We start from the raw sequence: 21144 nt of genomic DNA on the forward strand, positions 1-21144 counted from the left end.
GAAGGGACGGAGTGATGAGAGTTCTCGTCGCCGGTTCGACCGGCAATTTGGGAAGGCAGATCGTCCGCGAGCTGAAGGACCGTGGCCATTACGTCCGGGCGCTGGCCCGGAACGCGGCACGGTTGGAGCCTGTCAGCGACGCGGTCGACGACGTGTTCACGGCCGACGCCACCGACCGGGAGGCACTCGCGGGCTGCTGCGACGGCATCGACGCGGTCGTCAGCGCCATCGGGCTCGTGGGCAAGAAGAGCAAGCAGACCTGCTGGGACGTGGACTACGGAGCCAACCGGAACCTGCTGGACGAGGCCGTCCAGGCCGGGGTCGGCAAGTTCGTGTACTCCTCCGTGGTCCGCGCGCCCGCACTGGAGAAGCTGCAACTCGTCCGCGCCAAGCGCGCGTTCGAGAAGGACCTGCGCAGCTCCGGAATGGCTTTCACGATCCTGTTCCCGAACGGCTTCTTCTCCGACTTCGACGAGTACCTCGGCATGGCCCGCAAAGGACGTGTCTACGTTTTCGGTGACGGCCGCTTCCGCATCAACCCCATCGACGTCGCCGACGTCGCGGCGGCCGCGGCCGATGCCCTGACCACTGACGCCGACGAGGTCGAGATCGGCGGCCCGGACGTCCTCACACACGAGCAGATCGCTCAGGAAGCCTTCCGCGCGTTGGGCGCGACGCCGCGCGTCACCCACGTCCCGGCCGTGCTCATCAAGTCGGGCTTGGCGATGATGCGTCGGCTGACTCCGCTGCGCGTGCACGGGGTCATCGAATTCCCGCTCACCGTGCTCACCAATGACGTGCTCTCGCCGATCACGGGTCGGCGCCACCTCGCCGACTACTACCAGCGGGCGGCGACGTCGAGCCACGCCAGCGACAAGGCGATCCCACCGGGCCGACCAGCGGTATAGCCGTGCCGCCCGTTCCGTCGGTCGGCAATGCACGGCGGACGAGGCATGGCCATTGCCGGTTCTAGGCGCATCGCCGTTGTCCAGCGTGCCCCCCAAAAGCCCGGAGGCGCACGCGGTCTGGGAGACGGTCGGCGGATGGCTCGCGGAGGACGCAATGCGAAGGAGTACCAAGTGGTGATCGTGATGAAAGGCGCTGAGGGGATCGCAGGCACGTCGCTGATAACGCAGTCGCGGGCATCGGACGCATTCGTCCAAGGCCACGGTGAGGTGTTCGGGTGAACGGCGAGGGGCCGAGACGGCTTGTCGTCGGGATCAGCGGTGCGACCGGCATCGCCTACGGGGTGCGCGTGCTGGAGTTGGCGCGCAAGGCAGGCGTCGAGACGCACCTGGTGGTGACGCCTGCCGGGCAGCAGACGCGCGCCTATGAGACCAACCTGTCCGCCCGGGATCTGTCGGCGCTGGCCGATGTGACCTACCGTCCGGCGGACGTGGGCGCCGCTATCGCGTCGGGCTCGTTCCCGACCGGCGGGATGCTCGTGGCGCCTTGTTCGGTCCGCACTCTGTCGGCCGTGGCCCACTGCAACAACGACAACCTGCTGACGCGGGCGGCCGACGTGACGCTCAAGGAGCGGCGGCGGCTGGTGCTGCTCGTCCGCGAGACGCCGCTGACGCTCGGCCATTTGCGGGCGATGACGGCCGCCACCGAATCGGGCGCGATTGTGATGCCGCCCGTCCCGGCCTTCTACACGCATCCGGCCAGCGTGGACGACATCGTCGACCACACCGCCGCCCGCGCGCTCGACCTGTTCGGGATCGACGTCCCGGACCTGCCCCGCTGGGGCGAATAGACCTTCCTAGCGGCACATCGCCAATGAGAGGAAACTTGTTGAAGCATCTACGCAGCCTGCGCGAATTCATTGACGCACTCGACGAGATCGGCGAAGTCCAGCGGATCGGCAAGGAAGTCGACTGGAAGCTGGAAATGGGCGCGGTCGCACGCCGCTCGTACGAGCTGCGCGCACCGGCACCGCTGTTCACCAACATCAAGGGCATCGAGAAGGGCTTCCGTGTTCTGGCAGCACCCGGCGGACTGTCCGCGCGGCGCGGGCTGACCTACAGCCGGATCGCCCTGGCACTCGGTCTGCCCGCCGACGCCCGTGGCGCCGACGTCATCACCGCACTGGCCGACGCCCGAACCCGCGAGCCGATCCCGCCGAAGGTGCTGGAGACCGGGCCGTGCAAGCAGAACATCATGCTCGGCGACGACATTGACCTACTCAAGTTCCCCACCCCACTGATCCACGACGGGGACGGCGGACGCTACATCCAGACATACGGCATGAACATCGCCAAGACACCGGACGGCACCTGGACGAACTGGTCGATCAACCGGATGATGCTGCTCAACCGGAACCGGCTGTCCTGCCTGATCCCGCCGCCGCAGCACCTCGGCATCATCAAGGCGCAGTGGGAGGAACGCGGCGAGCCCATGCCGATCGCCGTCGCGCTCGGCGTCGAACCCGGCCTGCCCTACGTCGGCGGGATGCCGCTCGCCCAGGGCGAGGACGAGTCGCACTACATGGGCGCCTACTTCGGTGAGCCGCTGGAGATGGTGCGGGCCGAGACCGTCGACCTGCTCGTCCCGGCCACCGCCGAGATCATCATCGAGGGGCACGTCTCGCACACCGACACCGCCGAGGAGGGCCCGATGGGCGAGTACCCCGGCTACATCGACCGCAGCAGCTCGTCCCCGAAACCCGTCCTGCACGTCACCGCCGTGACCTACCGCGACGACGCCATCCTCCCGGTCGCCGTCGCGGGCGCACCGGTCGAGGAGGACCACACCGGATGGGGCATGCCGCACGCCGCCGAGATGACCCACGTCCTGCGGCAGGCGGACGTACCCGTCGCCGCCTGCTGGGGGGTACTGGAGTCCGCGAACCACTGGTGGGTGGTTTCGCTCAACCCCGACTGGCACGAACGGACCGGCCTGTCGTCCAAGGACATGGCCCAGCGGGTCGGCGAGGTCGTGTTCGGCGCGGGCAAGCTCGCCTTCGGCGTCCCCAAACTGCTGCTGCTGGAGGACGACATCGACATCGCCGACCCGCGCCAGGTGATCTGGGCGTTCGCCAGCCGCGCCCATCCCGAACACGGCGAGGTCCATTTCTCCAACGAGTCGCAGAACATTCTGCCCATCTACCTGGACGCCAACGAGCGGCTCAGCTACCACGCCACCAAGGTCGTCCACAACTGTCTGATCGCCGACCGGTTCTCCGCCGAGGACCGGCCGACCGCGTCCGACTTCGCCCACAGCTGGTCCAAGGACCTGCAACGGCACGTCATGGACAACTGGCACGCCTACGGCTACCCGAAGGAGACGGTATGAGAATCGGCGTCATCGGTGCCGGAAAGATCGGCGGAAACGCCGCCCGCCTCCTGGCCGACGCGGGCCACGAGGTCCTCCTCTCCTTCAGCCGCGACCCGTCCCGCCTCGCCGACCGCGCCACCGCGATCGGCCCACGCGCCCGAACCGGGACGGCCGCCGAAGCCGCCGCGTTCGGTGACGTGGTGATCCTCTCGGTGCCCTGGAGCGCGATCCCCGCCGCCCTGGAAGAGGCAGGCCCGCTGGACGGAAAGATCCTCATCGACACGACCAACCACTTCGGCGACCTAGAGGGCCTGACCACCGCACAGCACAACCAACAACGCGTCCCAGGCGCACGACTGCGTGGGTGCTGGGTCAGGGGTGGGTGTTGTGGGTGATGAATTGGGCGACGGCCTTCGCCAGGAAGGGTTCCAGGGGCTGGCCGGTGGTGGGGTCGGACGAGGCTAGTAGCGGAGTGCCGTCCTGGCCCTTGCCGAAGCAGGCGACGCGGCCGGTTTCCACGCCTGTGGACGGGTCGAGGATGAACGGGTTCTTGTTCGCCCACATCACCTGTTGGTCGGCCGCCAGGCCGGTTCGGAGCCGGGCCTTGCGCAGCTTCTTGTTGAGCGCGGGGTTCTGCGAGAGGGGGTACTTGGGGATCAGCGGTTCCGTGCGGGTTGTCGGGTAGGCGTGGCCGTCGGCGTCCAGGGTGAAGGGTCCGAGGGGCCAGCGGTGGCCGACGATCACGACGCGGCCTGCCAGGAGGAGTCCTGCGAGCTGCAATCGTTCGTTGGGCTTGTGCGCCTCCAGCACGGGGAGGGGTGGGACGGCGGCGTCCCGAAGGTGGCGTGCTGAGGCTGCCAGCAGGTCCTGGATGCGGGCGACGACCCGTTGCCACTCGGGGAGTTCGCCGTGGCGCCGGGCGTTCTCGCTCGCGGCGTGCGCGGCCGCCTGCTTGTTGAGCCTGCGCCGCTCGGCCGACACCAGATCGTCGAAGTCGGACACGTCGCCGTCCCCTCGCATCGCGGGCCTGGGAGCACCGCGTGCACGGCGGCCGGCCCATACAGGATCCCACACGCGATCAAGGCAGGACATCCCAGGAAACGCCTGGCGGTCGGGTCCTTGGGCGGGTTGTTCAGGTCTTCTTGATTGCCTGGCTGACCTGAGCTGGTGAGGTGTTCCAGGGGGCACCGTGGCCGGGGAGTATCCAGGATGCTGAGAGTTCGGTGATTCGGTCGAGGGAGGCGAGCGCCTGGGTCGGGTCGTCGGTGAAGGGCGCGGGTTGGGGGCCGCTGCGTCCGGTGAGGACGTGTCGGGTGGTCAGTGCGTCGCCGACGAAGACGGCGTCGGCCAGAGGGACGTGCACTGCCACGCTGCCAGGGGAGTGTCCCGGCATGCCCACGATGACCGGGTTGCCAGGCAGGTCCAGGACGTCGCCGTCTGCGATCTCGGTGACTTCGCTGACGTAGCGGGGACGCAGGCCGTTCTTGCGGATGGAGTAGGCGAAGAAGCCGAGCGTTGCGGCGAACCGCATGGGGCCGAACGCGACCTTGGGCTTTTCTCCCGTGCGGGTGCGGTCCGCGTCGGCGGCGTGCACGAAGACCGGGACGCCGTGGTCGCGGCGTAGGCGTTCGGCGAAGCCGATGTGGTCGGAGTCGCCGTGGGTCAGCACGAGCCCGCGGATGTCGTCGACGCTCTTGTCGAGGAGGCGGAGTTCGCGCTGTAGGTCGCGCCAGTGGCCGGGGAGCCCGGCGTCGATGAGCGTGATGCCCTCGGGGGTGTCGATGAGGTAGCACGCGACGATGTCGTTACCGAGGCGGTGCAGGTGAGGGGCGAGTTTCATGGTGCGTCTCCAATAGTTCGGACGAAGGCTGTGATGGCTACGATAGATAGCTATGATGGCTAACGTCAATAGCCTTCGTGTGGGAGGACGGACGATGCCGACCCCTGAGAAGACCTCGTTCGCGGAGATCGTCGCGGCGGGACGTGACCTGCTGGAGGTGGGTGGTCAGCGGCAGTTGACCATGCAGAGCGTCGCAGAACGGGTGGGGGTGCGTGCCCCGTCGTTGTACAAGCACGTCAGCAATCGCGCGGCTCTCCTGGCCGCCGTCGCCGAGGCCACCATCGACGACCTGGCCGTCCGGCTGGAGTCGGCGGACGGGTCGATCGAGGGGATGGCGCGCGGCTACCGGCAGTTCGCCCAGTCCTGGCCGGAGGGATTCCGGCTGATGCTCGCCGCGGAAGCGCCGCCCGAGACCCTCGCTCGGGCGGCCGCTCCGGTGTTGCGCGCGTCCCGGGAACTCGTCGGGGACGAGGAGGCACTGGAGGCCGCGCGCCTGGTGACGGCGTGGGCGACCGGCTTCATAGAAATGGAACTCAACGGCAGCTTCCGGCTCGGGGGTGATGTCGACCGGGCCTTCGAGTACGGCCTGGCCGGTATGCGCCGAGCACTGGCGAACGACCGTTAAGGCTTCCCAACCTGCCGAGAGAACCGCGAGTTGCGCGGCCGAATTCAGAGGACGGTGAGGTCCACGGCGTCGGCCATCGCCTGGTATCCGGCGTCGCTCGGATGCAGGTGGTCGCCCGAGTCGTGAGCGGGGGCGAGGACGTCGCCCATCGCCCGTGCCAGGTCGATGACCGCGTCGTATTCGCCCGACTCGCGGATCCAGGTGTTGAGCGTGGTCCGCTCGGCCTCGCTGCGCGCGGTGGAGAAGGCCGAGCCGCGCATGGGCGGCAGGGTCGTCCCGACCGTCCGCAGATCGGCGGCTCGGGCTCGGGCGATCATGTCGCGGTGCCCGGCGATGACCTCGTCCGCCGAGACCTCGGTGTAGGGCGCGAGGACGGGGAACGGCGACTCGTCCGCGATCTCGCTGATGGCGATGTCGTTGATTCCGGCGAGGACGATGACGGTGCTCACCCCGGGCTGAGACAGGACGTCCAGGTCGAACCGGACGGTTGCGCGATCGCCCAGGGAGGGTGAGTCGACCGTGACCCGGTTGCCGCCGATGCCCTGGTTCAGCACGGCGCGCGGACGTCGCGCCGCGATCAGCCGCCGTGCCAGCAGGTCGGGGAATCGGTGGTCGGTGTCCGGGGTGCCGCCCGTTCCGTCCACGAGCGAGTCGCCGAGCACCATGATGCCGTCACCCGACGCCCCGGTCACGTCGACCCCGCTCAGGTAGTACCAGGACTGCGACGTCTCTGTGAACGGTTCGCTGCCGCTGTGGACGAGCTGGTCGCCCCTCGCCCGAAACGTCGTCGCGAGCGCCTGCGCATGGTACGTCGCCGGTCCGGACGGCTCCGCCAGGTACATCGTGATGGTCACCGCGTCCTGCGCACTGGTGGCGAACTCCACCGGGTCTGTGGCCAGGTCGGCACCGGGTGGGACGGCGAAGGACGGTTTGCCGTCAACGGCCAACTCCTGCACGGTCCCAGACCTGACGGCGGCGCGGCCCGCAGTGGCGGCGACCGAAGCCCCCGCGACCTGCAACGGCACCGTTCCGTAGCGGTTGGTCAGGCGCACCCGCAGCGAGTCGCCGCCGACGCTGAGCCGGACGGTCTGCCGAACGCTCTGGTCGCGAAAACCCTCCTCCGACCAGTTGGGTGCGAAACTGGCTCCCGGCCGTTGTGGTGAGGTGGTCCAAGCGGCGCTCCAGCCGCTCATGCGAAGAAGCCCAGGACGCTTTTGGACGCGCTCGCCGCTGAACTCCACCACGTCATAGCCGGTGGCGGCCGTGCCCAGTCGCCAGCGGAACAGCGCCCGGTCGTGGTGCACGCCGATCACGGTGTCGAGGGTAAAGCGCAGGTCGCCGAGCTTCTCGTGCGCGTTGTGGATCGCGTCGGAAAGCGCGGCGTGTCCGTGCAGGCCCGCGTAGTCGGGGTCGGAATAGACGGAGTCCTCGGTGAGGACCTCCTTCATCAGCGCCTCCCGGACGGCGGCGTCCCGCTCGTTCCAGACGTCGAGGTACTTCTGGATCAGTTCGGTCGTGTTCATTTTTCGGCTCCTTCAAGAGTGCGGGACTGCCCGCCGTCGAGACCGCGAGGACGACGCGGACTCCCCAGCTGGTCGCCGCCGCGTGGCCACCGGCAGCCCCGGCCCTGGTGGACGCTCACACGTACGACTGGCCGGACTTCGACCCCGCGCTCGTAGGCCACGTCCAAGAGGACTTTCCCGACCTCCCCGCAGCGGCCCTCGCTCTGACCATGCGCGTTTGGGGCCGCATGCACGGCCTCCTGGCCCTGGAGACCTACGGCCACTTGCGCACTCTCATCCACGACCCGGCCACCGTCTACGAAGACGAAATGCGCAACCTAGTAGCCTCCCTGGGCCTCAAATAGCCCGCGAAACAGCCCAATCGAAAAGCCTCCAGCACTCAGCCCAACCGAGCCCTGACCTCGAAGCGAAAAGCGGGCTGCGCCCCCCACCACCAGGTAAGCCGTCTTGCCGCCGCCAACAACTCCGCCTCGACGGAACGTTCCGCGAATCGAGCTGGCCCGCGGTCCGCGGGTAGCCAGCGTTGCGGGCCTGGCCACAGGCCGGAAGCCGCGCGCTAAGGAGCGCGCGCGTATAGGCAGCGGTACCCGAGACCTGGGTGGCCACTGGAGTGCTTCGGTTCGCCGGTAAAGGCAAGATCAAGTTCGACACCCAGCGCGACTGCCTGGTCGGCGCGCCTTGCGGGCGGACTTTTCGGCTCCGTCAGGACCATCGCTTCCGGGCCGACGCCCTCATCGACGAATCAAACTGACCACCGGAATCAAAGGATGAACCATGCTAGGTAAAACGAGTATGGTCGTGGCCTTGGCGCTCACGGCCTCCCTGGGAATGGCTCCCGCCGCATCAGCGAAGACACGCGAGTGCGACACAAAACCCATCGAGACCGCGCTGAGTGAGCTGGGGAAGATCGGTGTCCCCGGAATCGCCGTGACGGTGAAAAGCCCGAACTGCGGTATCTGGCAGGGTGGCGTCGGTCTCGCCGACCGCGCGACGGGCCGCAAGGTCGTCGGCAACGAGTTCAGCCGTATCGGCAGCGACACCAAGACGTGGACGGCCACGGTCGTGCTCCAGCTCGTCGCCGAGGGCAAGATCGACCTCGCCGACACCGTGGACCACTACCTGCCCGGCCTCATCCGCAACGACAAGTACGACGGGCGCACGATCACCATCCGGCAGCTCCTCCAGCACACCAGCGGCCTGCCCGACTACCTCGGCAATGACTACTGGAAGGACGAGGAAGCGCGCCGCTGGGACCACATCGAGCCTCTCCAGACCGTCCAGCAGGCGCTCCCCCTGGACCCACCCAAGGACCGGGCCCCGTCCGGCTTCGCCTACTCCAACACCAACTACAACCTGGCCGGACTGATCGTCACCAAGGTCACCGGCCGCGACATCGGCACCGAGATCACCGAGCGGATCATCAAGCCGCTCGGACTACGCGACACCTACTGGCCCGGCGACGACGTCACCATCCGCAAACCGGACCTGCGCAGCTACAAATGGGTGGCCGGGGCCGTCGTGGACAGGACGGAATGGAACACCACCGAGGCCGACGCGTCGGGCGAGCTGATCTCCACCGGCGCCGACACGACGACGTTCTGGACGGCGCTGCTCACCGGAAAACTACTGGCCCCGGCCCAGCTCGCCGAAATGAAGAAGACCGTCCTCGACAACGCGGGCGAGGGCTACGGCCTGGGCATAGAGCGCTATGGATTCACCGAAGACCCCGTCACCTGGGGACACAGCGGAAGCATGTTGAGCGCTCACGAGTTCAGAAACGCCTTCACCGAAGACGCCGAACGAGGCGTAACCCTCCTCATCGACACCGACGAGTACGAGTCGGAAGATGTCGACCGCATAATCGGCGCCCTCATCCACGACCTCCGCTAGCCGAATCCCCACCGACACGACAGGGCCAACAGCGACCGCCTCACCACCACCAGCCAGTTGACAACACCGGCCGAGGGTACGGCCGGACGCACATGAGTCGAGGTCCCGGGCTGCTGCCTTACCGGCGCCCGGGACCTCGCGTCCCCGTGGAAGTCCGACAGCGGCACCGCGTGATGGGGGTCACGGCGGGGCGCACTGATCGTCCGTTGACGGATGGATGAACTTTTCCTACCTTAACGGTATGAAATGCGTACGACCGCGCCGTCGAGTAGCGGATCCGGTCGGGTGGCCACGGTGTCTGGCGTCGCGCGTCCACGACATGGACTCCGCCGCTGGGATCTCTCCACTCGTCTTCCGCGCCAGCCGCGTCCATCGGCTGCACTGACCTCGCGTACCGCCTGATCCCCGGACACGTCTCCGGGTAGAGCAGCTCCTTCCGATGACATCGGGCGGAGGCCCGTTGTCGTTTTTTCATGTTATTCCGATCGGTTTTGTTGAGGAGAGTGGTGGCGATGCGAGACGGGCGTGACGCTGAAGGTGGGGGGCTGAGTCGGCGGGAGTTGGCCGGAGCCGGAGCGGTGGCCGCCGGGGTTGCCGCGGGGGCGGTGTTGCCGGGTGGTACGGCGGTTGCCGGGACGGGTGAGCGGGAGTTCCGTGCTGTCTCCGGTGGGCGGCGGCCTGCTCGCCCCAACCTTCTGGTCGTCATTGCCGACGATCTTGGGTGGGCCGATCTGGGCAGCTACGGTTCGCCCTCGATCCGGACGCCCAACCTGGACCGGCTCGCCGGGCAGGGGGTGCGGTTCACTCAGGGGTACTCGGCAGCCGCTGTTTGCTCGCCTACCCGGTTCGCGCTGTACACCGGTCGCTATCCGGGACGGCTGCGCGGTGGCCTGGAGGAGCCCATCGCGCGTCCCGACAAGCTCATCGGGATCCCGCCCGAGCATCCCACCCTGGCGTCCCTGCTGAAGAAGGACGGCTACGCCACCGCCATGTTCGGCAAGTGGCACTGCGGCTTCCTGCCCTGGTACAGCCCGCTCAAGTCGGGTTGGGACGTGTTCTTCGGCAACCTGTCCGGGGCCGTGGACTACTACTCCAAGGTCTCGGGCACGACGGCGGATCTGTACGAGGGGGAGGTGCCGGTCGAGTCCCTGGACTACTACACCGACACCATCGCCGAGCGCGCCGCCGAGTTCGTCCAGCAGGATCACGGTCGGCCGTGGCTGCTGAACCTCAACTTCACCACTCCCCACTGGCCGTGGGAGGCGCCCGGCGACCGGGACGTGAGCGCCCAGATCACCGCCCGCGCGAAGGCGGGCGACCCCAGGGCGCTGTGGCACGACGACGGCGGCTCGCTGGACACCTACCGGAAGATGGTCGAGAGCCTGGACGCCGCCACCGGACGGGTCCTGCGCGCCCTGCGCGGCGCGGGCCGGGAGAGGGACACCCTCGTGCTGTTCTTCAGCGACAACGGCGGCGAACGCTGGTCCCACCAGTGGCCGCTGTCGGGGAACAAAGGCGGTTTGCAGGAGGGCGGTATCCGGGTGCCGACCATCCTGCGCTGGCCCGCCGCGATCCGGCCCGGCCAGGTCAGCCACGTGCCCGTCGTCACCCACGACTGGACCGCCACGCTTCTGGAGGCCGCCGGCGTCGCGCCGAGCGGCGAACATCCGCTCGACGGCCGCAGTCTTCTGCCGTACCTCCTCAGGGGCGCGCGGCCACCGGGCGGCGACCTGTTCTGGCGGACCAGGCAGGAACGGGCGCTGCGCCGCGGCGACTGGAAGTACCTGCGCACCCCCGACGGCGAGACGCTCCACAACCTGGCCTACGACCCGAGGGAACAGGCCGACCTGGCCCGGCGCCGTCCCGGTGTGCTCGCCGACCTGCGCGCGGCCTGGGAGGAGATCAACGGGGACCTGCTGCCGTACCCCACGTAAAAAGCATGGTATTTTGGTAGGAAAAGTCGAACATAGACGAGGCTCCCCCCATGAGGCTGAGACGAACCGTCCTGCTTGCCGCCACGGCTCTGGCGATCACCTCGGCCGGAGCGGCGTGCGGCGGCGACTCCGGCTCCGGCGGGTCGTCCGCCTTCGACCCCGGCGACTGCCAGGGCGGCACGCTCACCGTGCTCAACCAGGGCGGGCTGGACGAGTTCGACCCCGCGCGGCTCTACACCTCCGGGGGCGGAGCGCTTCCGACGCTGGTCTACCGGACGCTCACCACGCGGCAGCGGGTCGCCGGGGAGGCGGGCACCAGACCCGTCCCGGATCTGGCCACCGACCTGGGCACACCCAGCGACAACGCCAAGACCTGGACGTTCACCCTGAAGGACGGGCTGAAGTTCGACGACGGCACGCCCATCACCTCCGCGGACGTCAAGTACGGCATCGAGCGCTCGTTCTCGCCCGACCTGCCGGGCGGCGCGCCGTACCTGCACGACTGGCTGATCGGCGGCACCGGCTACAAGGGTCCCTACAACGGCGGCGGCGACCTGAAGTCGATCGAGACGCCGAACCCCAGGACGATCGTCTTCCGGCTGCGGCAGCCGCACGGCGACTTCTCCTACCTGGCCACCGCGACACAGTTCGCCCCGGTGCCGAAGGCCAAGGACACCGGCACCAAGTACAAGAACGCCCCGGTCTCCAGCGGCCCCTACAAGGTCGACAAATACGAACCGGGCAAGAAGCTGGTCCTCACACGCAACCCGCACTGGTCTCGTTCCGTCGACGGCCAGCGGCTGGCCTGCCCCGACCGCATCGAGGTCACCTCGGGACTGGACGCGACCGTCATCAACCAGCGGCTGGTCAGCGGCGCGGGCGCGGACGCCAGGGCGATCACCACCGACACCCCGGTGGGGCCCGAGCAGCTCGCCCGGCTGGGCGGCGACCAGGGCCTCGCCAAGCGGGTGGCCAGGGGCGTCTTCGGGGAGACCAAGTACCTGGCCTTCGACGCCACCAAGAAGCCCTTCGACGACGTCCGCGTGCGGCAGGCGTTCGCCTACGCGATCAACCGGCAGTCGGTCGTCAACGCCATCGGCGGCAGCGCGCTCGCGTCTCCGGCCACCACCTTCCTGCCCGAGGGCAAGGCGTTCGGGCACCGGCCGTACGACCACTTTCCGGCCGGTCAGTCCGGGAATCCGGCCAAGGCCAAGGAGTTGCTGGCCCAGGCGGGGCACGCGAACGGGCTGACCGTCGAGCTGGCCTTCCCCAACTCCGACGGCGGCGGCTACGGGCCCAAGGTCGCCGCGGCCGTCCAGGACGCCCTCAAGCAGGCGGGCGTCACCGTCAAGCAGAAGCCGCTCGGCGAGGAGGACTACCGCACGATCACGGGCAAGCCCGCGACGCAGCCGCCGCTCACCCTCCAGTCGTGGGGCGCCGACTGGCCCGCCGGCGGCCCGTTCCTCATCCCGATCTTCGACGGCCGGCAGATCCTGCGCGGCGGCGGCAACTACAACCTCGCCCAGTTCGACGACCCGGCGGTCAACGCGGAGATCGACGCGATCAACCAGCTCACCGACCCGGCGCGGGCCGCGCCGAGATGGGGCGCGCTGGACGCCGAGATCGGCACGAAGGCGCTGCTCGTGCCGCTCTACCATCCCCGGACCGTGGTGCTGTACGGCAAGGGCGTCAAGAACGCCTACCTCGACCAGTGGCGCGGCTGGTACGACGTCTCCACGGTCTCGGTGAAGTGAACGCCCAGCCGTGACACTGCTGGAGAAGGACGTCGCTCCCGGGGCGGAGCCGCAGCGGAACCTCCCGCCCCGGGAGCGGCAGACATGGCGGCGGCTGCGGGCGGACCGGGCGGCGATGGCCGGACTGGCGACCGTGATCGCGATGGTCACGGTCGCGCTCGCCGCGCCGCTCCTGTGCGCCCTGGAGGGGCAGGACCCCACGACCTTTCACAGCGAGTTGCTCGACTCGGCCCGCGGCGGGGTGCCGCACGGCGCGTTCGGCGGGGTGAGCGGCGACCACTGGCTGGGCGTCGAACCCGCGACGGGACGGGACGTGTTCGCCCGCGTCGTGTACGGCGCCCGCGTCTCGCTCGGCGTCGCGCTGGGCGCCACCGTGCTGGAGCTGCTGGTCGGCGTCGCCGTCGGGCTCGCCGCCGGTTTCGGCGGACGCTGGGCCGACGCCGTGCTGAGCCGCCTGATCGAGCTGTCGCTGGCGTTCCCGTCCTTCCTGCTGGCGCTGGCGCTGATGGCGATCGTCCCGCAGTCGATGCCCCGCCCGTTGCTGCTCGCGTGCGTCATCACCGCCGTCAGCTGGGGGAACGTCGCCCGTGTCACCCGGAGCCAGGCGCTGTCGCTGCGCACCCGGGAGTACGTGGACGCGGCCCGGCTCAGCGGCGCGCGGCCGGGTCGTATCGCCGTCCGCGAGGTGCTGCCGGGGCTGACCGCGCCGCTGCTGGTGCTCGCCGCGCTCAAGGTGCCGCTCAACATGGTCAGCGAGGCCGGGCTCTCGTTCCTCGGCGCGGGGGGTACGGCCGCCGACGCCGTCGTGGGGGCAGATGCTGTCCACCGCGACGACCTGGTTCCGCACCGTCCCCGCGTACGTGATCGTCCCGGGCGCGCTGCTGTTCGTCACGCTGCTGGCCTTCACCGTGCTCGCCGAGGGCGTCCGCAAGGCCATGGACCCCCGCTGGAGCGCCAGGTCATGACGATCCACCGGAGCACCGGATGATCTGGTTCCTGGCGCGCCGGGTGGGCGCCGCCGTCGTGGTGCTGCTGGCGCTGTCCGCGATCGTGTACGGACTCTTCTACCTGACGCCGGGCGACCCGGCCGTGCTCGCCTGCGGCCGGGGCTGCGACGCCGAACGGCTGGCGCGGACGCAGCAGAAGCTCGGCCTGGACGACCCCGTCCAGCTCCAGTACTGGCACTTCCTCGAAGGGCTCGTCGTGGGCCGCGACTACTCCGCCGGTCCTGACGTGGACCACTGCGCCGCCCCCTGCCTCGGCTACTCCTTCCAGACCGACCAGCCCGTCAGGACGATGCTGACGGACCGGCTGCCCGTCTCGGCGTCCCTCGCCTTCGGCGCGGAGATGCTCGCCCTGCTGCTCGGCATCTCGGCCGGGTTGCTGTCGGCGCTGCGCCGAGGGCGGCTCACCGAACGGCTGCTGACCGGCGTGACCCTGCTCGGATGGTCCACTCCGGTGTTCCTGATCGGCCTGGTGCTGCTCCTGGTGTTCTGCGCCTATCTTCAGTGGCTGCCGTTTCCGGCTTACGTGCCGCTGACCGAGAACCCGGGGGAGTGGGCGCGCGACCTCGTCCTCCCGTGGACGGCGCTCGCCCTCATCCAGGCGGCCGTCTACGCCCGCATCAGCCGGGCCGGTGTCCTGGAGACGCTGATGGAGGATCACATCCGCACGTTCCGCGCCTATGGGCTGCGGGAGCGCCAGGTGATCGGACGGCACGCGCTGCGCGGCGCCCTGAGCCCGCTCGTCACCCTCACCGCGGTGGAGGTCGCGCAGGTCATGACCGCCGCCGTGCTCACCGAGACGATGTTCGGGCTGCCCGGGATCGGCAAGCTCACCGTCGAGTCGGTCAACACGGTCGACCTGCCGGTCGTGGTCGGGGTGACGGTGCTCGCCGGAGCCGTCGTCGTCCTCGCCAACACCGTCGCCGACCTGCTGCACGCGTTCGTCGACCCGCGGGTGAGGCTGGCATGAGCCCGGTCCTGCGGGTCCGCGACCTGCGGGTGCGATTCGGCGGATTCCAGGCGGTCAGGGGCGTCTCGTTCGACCTGGCGGCGGGACGGGCCCTCGGCGTGGTGGGGGAGTCGGGGTCGGGCAAGAGCACCCTGGCGATGTCGCTGCTCCGGCTCAACGACGGCGCGGAGGTGACCGGCGAGATCGTCGTCGGCGAGACCGACGTGCTGGCGGCGCCTGAGCCGGAGTTGCGGCGGTTGCGCGGCGGCCGGATCGCCATGGTCTTCCAGGACCCGCTGTCGTCCCTCGACCCCTACCTGCGCGTCGGCGACCAGATCGCCGAGGTCTACCGCGTCCACACCGGTGCCACCCGAAAGGCCGCGCGGGCCAAGGCCGTCGCGGTGCTCGACCGGGTCGGCATCCCCGACGCCGCCCGCCGCGCCCGCGCCTACCCGCACGAGTTCTCCGGCGGCATGCGCCAGCGCGCCCTGATCGCCATGGCCCTCGCCCTGGAACCGCGGATCCTGGTCGCGGACGAGCCGACCACCGCGCTCGACGTGACCGTCCAGGCCCAGATCCTCGCCCTGCTGAACGAGCTGCGCACCGAGACGGGGATGGCGTTGGTGCTGGTCAGCCACGACTTCGGGGTGATCGCCGGATGCGCGGACGAGGTCCTCGTCCTGCACGAGGGGCGGGCCGTCGAGCATGGCCCGGTGAGCGGCGTCCTGCACGAGCCGCAGGCCCGTCACACCCGCGAACTGCTGGCCGCCGTCCCCAGAATCGACACGCCACGGCCGCACAGACCAGCCCCGCCACTGGCCGAGCCGCTGCTGCGCGTCACGGACCTGCGGCGCGACTTCGTCCTCGGACCACCGCTGCGCCGCCGGAACATCCCGGCCGTGGACGGCGTCACGTTCGACGTGCGGCGCGGCGAGACCCTGGGAGTCGTGGGCGAGAGCGGCAGCGGCAAGAGCACGCTGGCGCGGCTGGTCGTGCGGTTGCTGGAACCGACCTCCGGCGGCATCGCGTTCGGCGGTCACGACCTGGCCGCGATGCCGGAGCGGCGCCTGCGCCCGCTCCGCCGCGACCTGCAAATGATCTTCCAGGACCCTGGCGCGTCGCTGAACCCGCGGCGCACGGTGGGCGAGAGCGTCGCCGAGCCGCTGCGCGTCCACGGCGAGGCCGCGCCCGAGAAGGCGGCCCGCGCCCTGATGGCCCGCGTCGGACTGGACACGGCGCGCTACGACGGCCATCCGCACGAGTTCTCCGGAGGCCAGCGGCAGCGAATCGGCATCGCCCGCGCCCTGGCCCTGCGCCCCCACCTGCTGGTCTGCGACGAGCCGGTCACCTCCCTGGACGTCTCCACCCAGGCCCGCGTCCTGGAGCTGCTGGCGGACCTCCAGACCGAGTTCGACCTGACCCTGATCTTCGTCTCCCACGACCTGGCCGTCGTGCGCCAGGTCAGCGACCGTGTCGCGGTCATGCGAGACGGCAGGATCGTCGAACTGGCCGACACTGACGCCGTCTTCGACGCACCGAAGCACCCCTACACGCGGGAACTCCTGGCAGCCGTCCCGTCACTGGAGCCCATGCCCACGCCGAACAGCAACGCGAGCAGATCGCCCTCTACCGACACCTACTGCCACCCGGACGACCCGGCAGGATCGCGTTCGGCAGAGTGATCGTCCCCTTAGACAGCGCCGACGCGCCAACCCGAAAGCGCTACCGCGAATACCAGACAAGCCGCCACGAGCGCCCGCTCACCGTGCACGGCGAGCACCGCATCCGCTTCGCCCCCGACCTCGTCGGCCCGTCCGCCGAAATCGCCGAACGCCTGCACGCCGACGTCGCCGTGGCCGAAGTAAGCGAACTGCGCCTCGAACTGCCCTACGAGTTCAACGAACACGACTACCGCCAGATCCTCCACGACACCCGAACCCTAATCCCACCCTGGGCTGGCACCCCGCAACCGCCCCAACCACAAGCCGCCTAAGGAACACCCGATGCCCAGCACAGAAACCGCCACATGGCAGCCTCTGACCAATGTCGAGGGACTTCCTCTGATAGGCGGGCGGGGCCTGGTCCGCCTCCGTCTCCATGGAAGGCAGGGAATGCTCTAGGAGGTCTACTATCCGGCAGGCGTCCGCTCACCCGAGCACCAGCACGACAGCTACATTTACCTACTGAGCGGCTCCCTAGTCGGAACGGTCGCCGACGCGCGGACCCACCTCGCCCCCGGCCAGACCCTGCTCCACCCGACCAGCGTCCCGCACACCGTCCAAGCCGTAACAGACAGCAAGTGGCTGGAATCCAAGTCCCCACCAAACCCAGCCTGGCACTGACACGCACGCCCCGCTCCCACCAAGGATGCGCTCCGGCGTGGAGCATGAAGTCACGATCACGTCTGCCTTCGGACCGTCCCACCCGACAGCCCCTCGACGGATTTACCCGATTTCCAAGCCGCCCTGGCAGCCTGCTGATCCGTAACCCTGACTCTTGGCACCGGCTCGTCCCCCTCCCGATGCTCCGTTCAGGCAGAACGCGCATCGCGGTACTCGGACCCGAATAGGAATGTGGGTGGCGGCGGCTCAGAGGCCTGGGGCCCAGAGGCGGTCGGCGTCACCGGCGGCCAGGCGGGTCTGGTAAACGTCGATCTTGTGGTCTATGAGTTCGAGGCTTTCCTGTAGTTCGGCGAGTTTGGCCAGCACGTCGCGGCGCTGGGTCTCCAGCAGGGACAGGCGCTCGCGTTCGTTGCCGGAACCCTCGGCGACCAGTTCGGCGTAGCGGCGGATGGTCTTGATGGGCATGCCGGTGGCTCGCAGCCTGGTGCAGATGGTGATCCAGTCGAGGTCGATCTGCCGGTAGCGTCGTCGGCCACCGGCGGTGCGGTCGACGGGGGTGACGACCAGCCCGACGCGCTCGTAGTAGCGCAGGGTGTGCGCGCTGACCCCGGTGCGGCGCGCGGCCTCGGCGATGCTCAAGCCCGCCAGCGGGATGGACGCGGATTCCGATGGGTTGACTTCGAGCATGCTCTAAATTCTAACGTCGCCAGTCATGACCAATCTGGTGTCGACGACCGCGGACGCTGAACTCGGCCAGCGCCGCCGTTTGCTCGTGTTGGCGACATGCTGTCTAAGCGTGTTCGTCGTCGTCATGGACATCTCGATCGTCAACGTCGCGTTACCTGCGATTCGCCGCGATCTGAATGCCACGCAGACCGACCTGCAATGGACGTTGGACGCCTACACGCTCGTCCTGGCGGGATTCCTGGTGCTGGGCGGGTCCACCGCCGACCGGCTCGGCCGCCGTCGGGTCTTCCAGGTCGGGCTGACCGTCTTCGGCCTCGGGTCGCTCCTGTGCGGCCTGGCGCCGAGCGTCGGCTGGCTGGTCGCGGCGCGGGTGCTGCAGGCCGTCGGCGGGACGATGCTCAACCCGGTCGCGCTGGCGATCACCGTGCACACGTTTCCCGGCCGTGCCGAGCGGGCCCGGGTCATCGGCGTGTTCGACGCGATCTCGGGCCTGTCGCTGGCGTTGGGCCCGATCCTGGGCGGCGCGCTGGTGAGCGCCGTCGGCTGGCGCGCGGTGTTCTGGGTGAACGTCCCGATCGTCGCCGTAATGATCGTCTGTACCGCACTGTTCATCCCCGACTCGCGGGCCGACCAGGCCCGCCGTTTCGACCCGGTGGGGCAATTCCTGGTGACAGCACTACTCGGTAGCGTGGTCTACGCGGTCATCGAGTCCAGGCGACTGGGATGGGGCTCGCCGATCATCATCGGCCTGTTCACCATCGCGGCGTTCAGCGTGCTGACCATCCTCGTCTACGAGCCGCGGCGCCGCGACCCACTGCTGGAACTACGCCTGTTCCGCAGCGTGTCGTTCAGCGCGGCGCTCGTGATGGCTGTGTTCGCATTGTGCGCCTTCGGCGGGTTCCTGTTCGTGACGACCCAGTACCTACAGGACGTACACGGCATGTCGGCACTGACAGCCGGGCTGTGCATGCTGCCCGTCGGGGGACTCATCATGCTGCTCTCACCGTTCACCGGCCGCCTGGTCGGCGCCCGCGGCCCGCGCCTGCCACTGCTGGCCGCCGGCTCGGCGCTGGTCCTCGGCGGCGCCACATCGCTGTGCCTGACACCAGACACGCCGCTAATCGCCGTCCTCGCGATCTACCTCCTGTTCGGCCTGTTCCTCGGCACCGCAAACCCCCCGATCACGAACACGGCAGTGTCCGGGATGCCCCGCTCAATGACCGGGACCGCAAGCTCCCTGGTCTCCGTCGGACGCCAGTCCGGCACCGCACTGGGCGTAGCAATCGCCGGAACACTAGTCGGACCGTCCCTGGCGGCGGCCGACTCGGCGTACACCAACGCCGAGCACCCCGTCTGGTGGCTGACGCTCGGTCTCGGCATCGGCATCCTGGCCTTGGCAACACTAAGCACCACCCGCTGGTCCAAGACCACCGCAACGCGATCAGCGGCCCTATTCAAAGAACTAGACCACGACACAAACCACCACCGCTGATCCCCCCGCCCCGAACCACGGGCCGCACCTCCAACCAAAGCAACCAACCTGAGACGCGACCCCGACCTAGCGCGGCGGCTGTTCCGCGGTGGGAGCGAACACGATGGACACGCGCACCGATTTGTGATGTACCCCCTACGGGTCCGCCCCAGTCCGGCGCTCACGGTCGCCCCATCGGCCGCCCGCCTAACGATCCCGTGCCGGTTCACAGTCTTCTGATCGTCTGAATCCGTGGCCGAGGTTCTTCGAGGCGCTGGACCGGGAGAACGGCAACATCTCGGGTGGTGCTTGGCTGGTCGGGGGGAACCCGTGCCACGGCGTTTGACTGGGCGCGGGTGAGGGAGGCGGTCTGCGGCTTCTCGACATCATCGTTGTCGTCGGCCTCGGGCCCATATCCAGCCCCCGTACGCATCAGTCGAAGGTGGTGGAGATTTCGTGCCAGCCGCCGGGAACGAAGGTGGTGGCTTCGTCCGGCCCCCAGGTTCCTTTGGCGTAGGGGAGGGGCTGGGTGGGGAGGTCGAGGACGGGCTGGATGATGCGCCAGGACTCTTCGGCCAGGTCGAATCGGACGAAGCGGCGGGGGTCGCCGGTCATAGCGTCGGTAAGGATGCGCTGGTAGGCCGCTTCCATCGGGCCCAGGACCTTGGTGAAGTCCACGCTGAGCGGGACTTGCCGGGTGCTGTCGCGCCCGGGGACCTTGGCGAGCAGGTCGAATGTGACCCCGGCATCGGGCTGGATGCGGAAGCGGATCAGATTGGGCTCCGGGGCGCCGTCGAAGAAGCTGATGGGCGGGGTGCGGAGTTGGGCGACCACTTCCAGGTCGGTGGTGCCCAGTGCCTTACCGGAGCGGATGTAGAACGGGACGTCGGCCCAGCGCCAGTTGTTGATGCGCAGGCGCAGCGCGGCGTAGGTCTCGGTGGTCGAACCCTCGCGGACGCCTTCGGTGGCGAGGTAGCCGTCGTACTGACCGCGGACGACATCGCCGGGCGCGACGGCCTCGACGGCGCGCAGCACCCGCCACTTCTCGTCGATGAAGGCGCGTGCGTCGATCGACGGCGGCGTGTCCATGGCCAGGAGCGCGAGGATCTGCAGAAGGTGGTTCTGGACGACATCGCGGATCGTGCCGTTGGCGTCGTAGAACGAGCCACGGTCGGCGACGTCGAAGTCCTCGGCCATCGTGATCTGCACGTTGTCGACGTAGTGACGGTTCCAGATCGGCTCCAGGAGCATGTTCTCGAACCGGAACATCAGCAGGTCCTCGATCGGCTCCTTGCCGAGGAAGTGGTCGACGCGCCTCAGATGGTCCTCGTCGAAGAACTTCAGCAACTCGGTGTTCAACGCCCGCGCCGACTCCAGGTCGTTGCCGAACGGCTTCTCGACGACCATCCGGGCGTTCCGGTTCAGGTCGACCTTGGCCAGGCCCTCGGCGACCGTCGCGAACAGCGAAGGAGGAACCGCAAGATAGTGAGTGAGGAACCCCGCGTCGCCGACCTCGCCACGGATCGCATCGAAGGTGGCGCCGTCGGTGTAGTCGCCCGCGACGAGCCGGAGGTTCCCGGCGAACTTCTCGAACGCCGCGTCGTCCACCTTGTCGTGCTTGGCCTCACAGGCCTCACGGGCCCGACTCCGCAGCCCGGCCAGGTCGAGGTCGGTCTTGGCGACCCCCACGATAGGCTCGTCCAGCACCCCGTCCGCCGTCAGCTGGTACAACGCCGGCAGCAGCATCTTGTACGCCAGATTCCCGGTGATCCCGAACAGCACCATCGCGTCGGCTCGCTCCATCGCCGCCCCCTCTCCTCGGCTCACAGCCTGCCGCCTCGGCCATCCG

Annotated in this window: 19 protein-coding genes and 1 pseudogene; 15 read left to right on the forward strand and 5 right to left on the reverse strand. The window is 69.0% G+C overall.

Annotated features, from left to right (window positions below; translation table 11 throughout):
* The first annotated feature begins 14 nt into the window (after positions 1-14).
* From ABD808_RS21045 to ABD808_RS21060, 4 genes are all read left to right on the forward strand, one after another.
* Positions 15-908, forward strand: coding sequence for an SDR family oxidoreductase (locus ABD808_RS21045; RefSeq protein WP_344899244.1), 894 nt, complete (start codon positions 15-17; stop codon positions 906-908).
* A gap of 275 nt (positions 909-1183) precedes the next feature.
* Positions 1184-1756 carry a UbiX family flavin prenyltransferase gene (locus ABD808_RS21050; protein WP_344899246.1) on the forward strand — a complete coding sequence of 191 codons (573 nt, stop codon included), beginning with the start codon at positions 1184-1186 and terminating at the stop codon, positions 1754-1756.
* A gap of 38 nt (positions 1757-1794) precedes the next feature.
* Positions 1795-3294, forward strand: a complete 1500-nt coding sequence (locus ABD808_RS21055; protein WP_344899248.1) for a UbiD family decarboxylase — start codon at positions 1795-1797, stop codon at positions 3292-3294.
* Positions 3291-3671: an NADPH-dependent F420 reductase gene (locus tag ABD808_RS21060; protein ID WP_344899250.1), complete on the forward strand. Its 381-nt coding sequence runs from the start codon at positions 3291-3293 to the stop codon at positions 3669-3671. The genes ABD808_RS21055 and ABD808_RS21060 overlap by 4 nt, the downstream gene beginning before the upstream one ends.
* On the opposite strand, the gene ABD808_RS21065 is transcribed toward ABD808_RS21060, so the two are convergent.
* Positions 3649-4278: a hypothetical protein gene (locus ABD808_RS21065; RefSeq protein ID WP_344899252.1), complete on the reverse strand. Its 630-nt coding sequence runs from the start codon at positions 4276-4278 to the stop codon at positions 3649-3651. The genes ABD808_RS21060 and ABD808_RS21065 overlap by 23 nt on opposite strands.
* Positions 4279-4408: 130 nt before the next feature.
* Entirely contained in the window at positions 4409-5116 is a 708-nt protein-coding gene (locus tag ABD808_RS21070; RefSeq protein WP_344899254.1) for an MBL fold metallo-hydrolase, read from the reverse strand.
* 94 nt (positions 5117-5210) lie between these two features.
* On the opposite strand from ABD808_RS21070, the gene ABD808_RS21075 reads away from it, so the two are divergent.
* Complete coding sequence (locus ABD808_RS21075) at positions 5211-5741, forward strand: TetR/AcrR family transcriptional regulator (protein ID WP_344899256.1); 531 nt, start codon at positions 5211-5213, stop codon at positions 5739-5741.
* 44 nt (positions 5742-5785) lie between these two features.
* Here ABD808_RS21075 and ABD808_RS21080 read toward each other — a convergent pair whose 3' ends face one another.
* Positions 5786-7264, reverse strand: coding sequence for a GDSL-type esterase/lipase family protein (locus ABD808_RS21080; protein WP_344899258.1), 1479 nt, complete (start codon positions 7262-7264; stop codon positions 5786-5788).
* A 107-nt stretch (positions 7265-7371) separates the two neighbouring features.
* On the opposite strand from ABD808_RS21080, the gene ABD808_RS21085 reads away from it, so the two are divergent.
* The 9 genes and pseudogenes from ABD808_RS21085 to ABD808_RS38550 form a co-directional block, all read left to right on the forward strand.
* A complete protein-coding gene (locus ABD808_RS21085; RefSeq protein WP_344899260.1) occupies positions 7372-7608 on the forward strand; it encodes a WHG domain-containing protein in 237 nt (78 codons plus the stop codon).
* 460 nt (positions 7609-8068) lie between these two features.
* Positions 8069-9154 (forward strand): serine hydrolase domain-containing protein, encoded by a 1086-nt coding sequence (locus tag ABD808_RS21090; RefSeq protein WP_344899262.1) that lies wholly within the window; start codon positions 8069-8071, stop codon positions 9152-9154.
* Positions 9155-9666: 512 nt separating this feature from the next.
* Complete coding sequence (locus tag ABD808_RS21095) at positions 9667-11088, forward strand: sulfatase-like hydrolase/transferase (RefSeq protein WP_344899264.1); 1422 nt, start codon at positions 9667-9669, stop codon at positions 11086-11088.
* 50 nt (positions 11089-11138) lie between these two features.
* Positions 11139-12842, forward strand: a complete 1704-nt coding sequence (locus ABD808_RS21100; protein ID WP_344899266.1) for an ABC transporter substrate-binding protein — start codon at positions 11139-11141, stop codon at positions 12840-12842.
* A gap of 10 nt (positions 12843-12852) precedes the next feature.
* Positions 12853-13830: an ABC transporter permease gene (locus ABD808_RS21105; RefSeq protein ID WP_344899268.1), complete on the forward strand. Its 978-nt coding sequence runs from the start codon at positions 12853-12855 to the stop codon at positions 13828-13830.
* Complete coding sequence (locus tag ABD808_RS21110; RefSeq protein ID WP_344899270.1) at positions 13827-14816, forward strand: ABC transporter permease; 990 nt, start codon at positions 13827-13829, stop codon at positions 14814-14816. Before ABD808_RS21105 ends, ABD808_RS21110 begins: the two co-directional genes overlap by 4 nt.
* Positions 14813-16477, forward strand: coding sequence for a dipeptide ABC transporter ATP-binding protein (locus ABD808_RS21115; protein WP_344899272.1), 1665 nt, complete (start codon positions 14813-14815; stop codon positions 16475-16477). Before ABD808_RS21110 ends, ABD808_RS21115 begins: the two co-directional genes overlap by 4 nt.
* On the forward strand, positions 16474-16788 hold the full coding sequence (locus tag ABD808_RS21120) for a hypothetical protein (RefSeq protein ID WP_344899274.1): 315 nt from the start codon (positions 16474-16476) through the stop codon (positions 16786-16788). The genes ABD808_RS21115 and ABD808_RS21120 overlap by 4 nt, the downstream gene beginning before the upstream one ends.
* A gap of 148 nt (positions 16789-16936) precedes the next feature.
* A pseudogene (locus ABD808_RS38550) lies at positions 16937-17137 on the forward strand (cupin domain-containing protein); the annotation flags it as partial.
* 246 nt (positions 17138-17383) lie between these two features.
* Here ABD808_RS38550 and ABD808_RS21125 read toward each other — a convergent pair.
* Positions 17384-17824, reverse strand: coding sequence for a MerR family transcriptional regulator (locus tag ABD808_RS21125; protein WP_344899276.1), 441 nt, complete (start codon positions 17822-17824; stop codon positions 17384-17386).
* A gap of 25 nt (positions 17825-17849) precedes the next feature.
* Between ABD808_RS21125 and ABD808_RS21130 the strand changes: the two genes are divergently transcribed.
* Entirely contained in the window at positions 17850-19316 is a 1467-nt protein-coding gene (locus ABD808_RS21130) for an MFS transporter (protein WP_344899278.1), read from the forward strand.
* 411 nt (positions 19317-19727) lie between these two features.
* Here the strand turns inward: ABD808_RS21130 and zwf are convergent, their stop codons facing one another.
* Positions 19728-21098 (reverse strand): glucose-6-phosphate dehydrogenase, encoded by a 1371-nt coding sequence (gene zwf / locus ABD808_RS21135; RefSeq protein ID WP_344899280.1) that lies wholly within the window; start codon positions 21096-21098, stop codon positions 19728-19730.
* Positions 21099-21144: the final 46 nt, after the last annotated feature.

It is taken from the genome of Actinomadura meridiana, from assembly GCF_039537545.1.
GTDB classification, from domain to species: domain Bacteria; phylum Actinomycetota; class Actinomycetes; order Streptosporangiales; family Streptosporangiaceae; genus Spirillospora; species Spirillospora meridiana.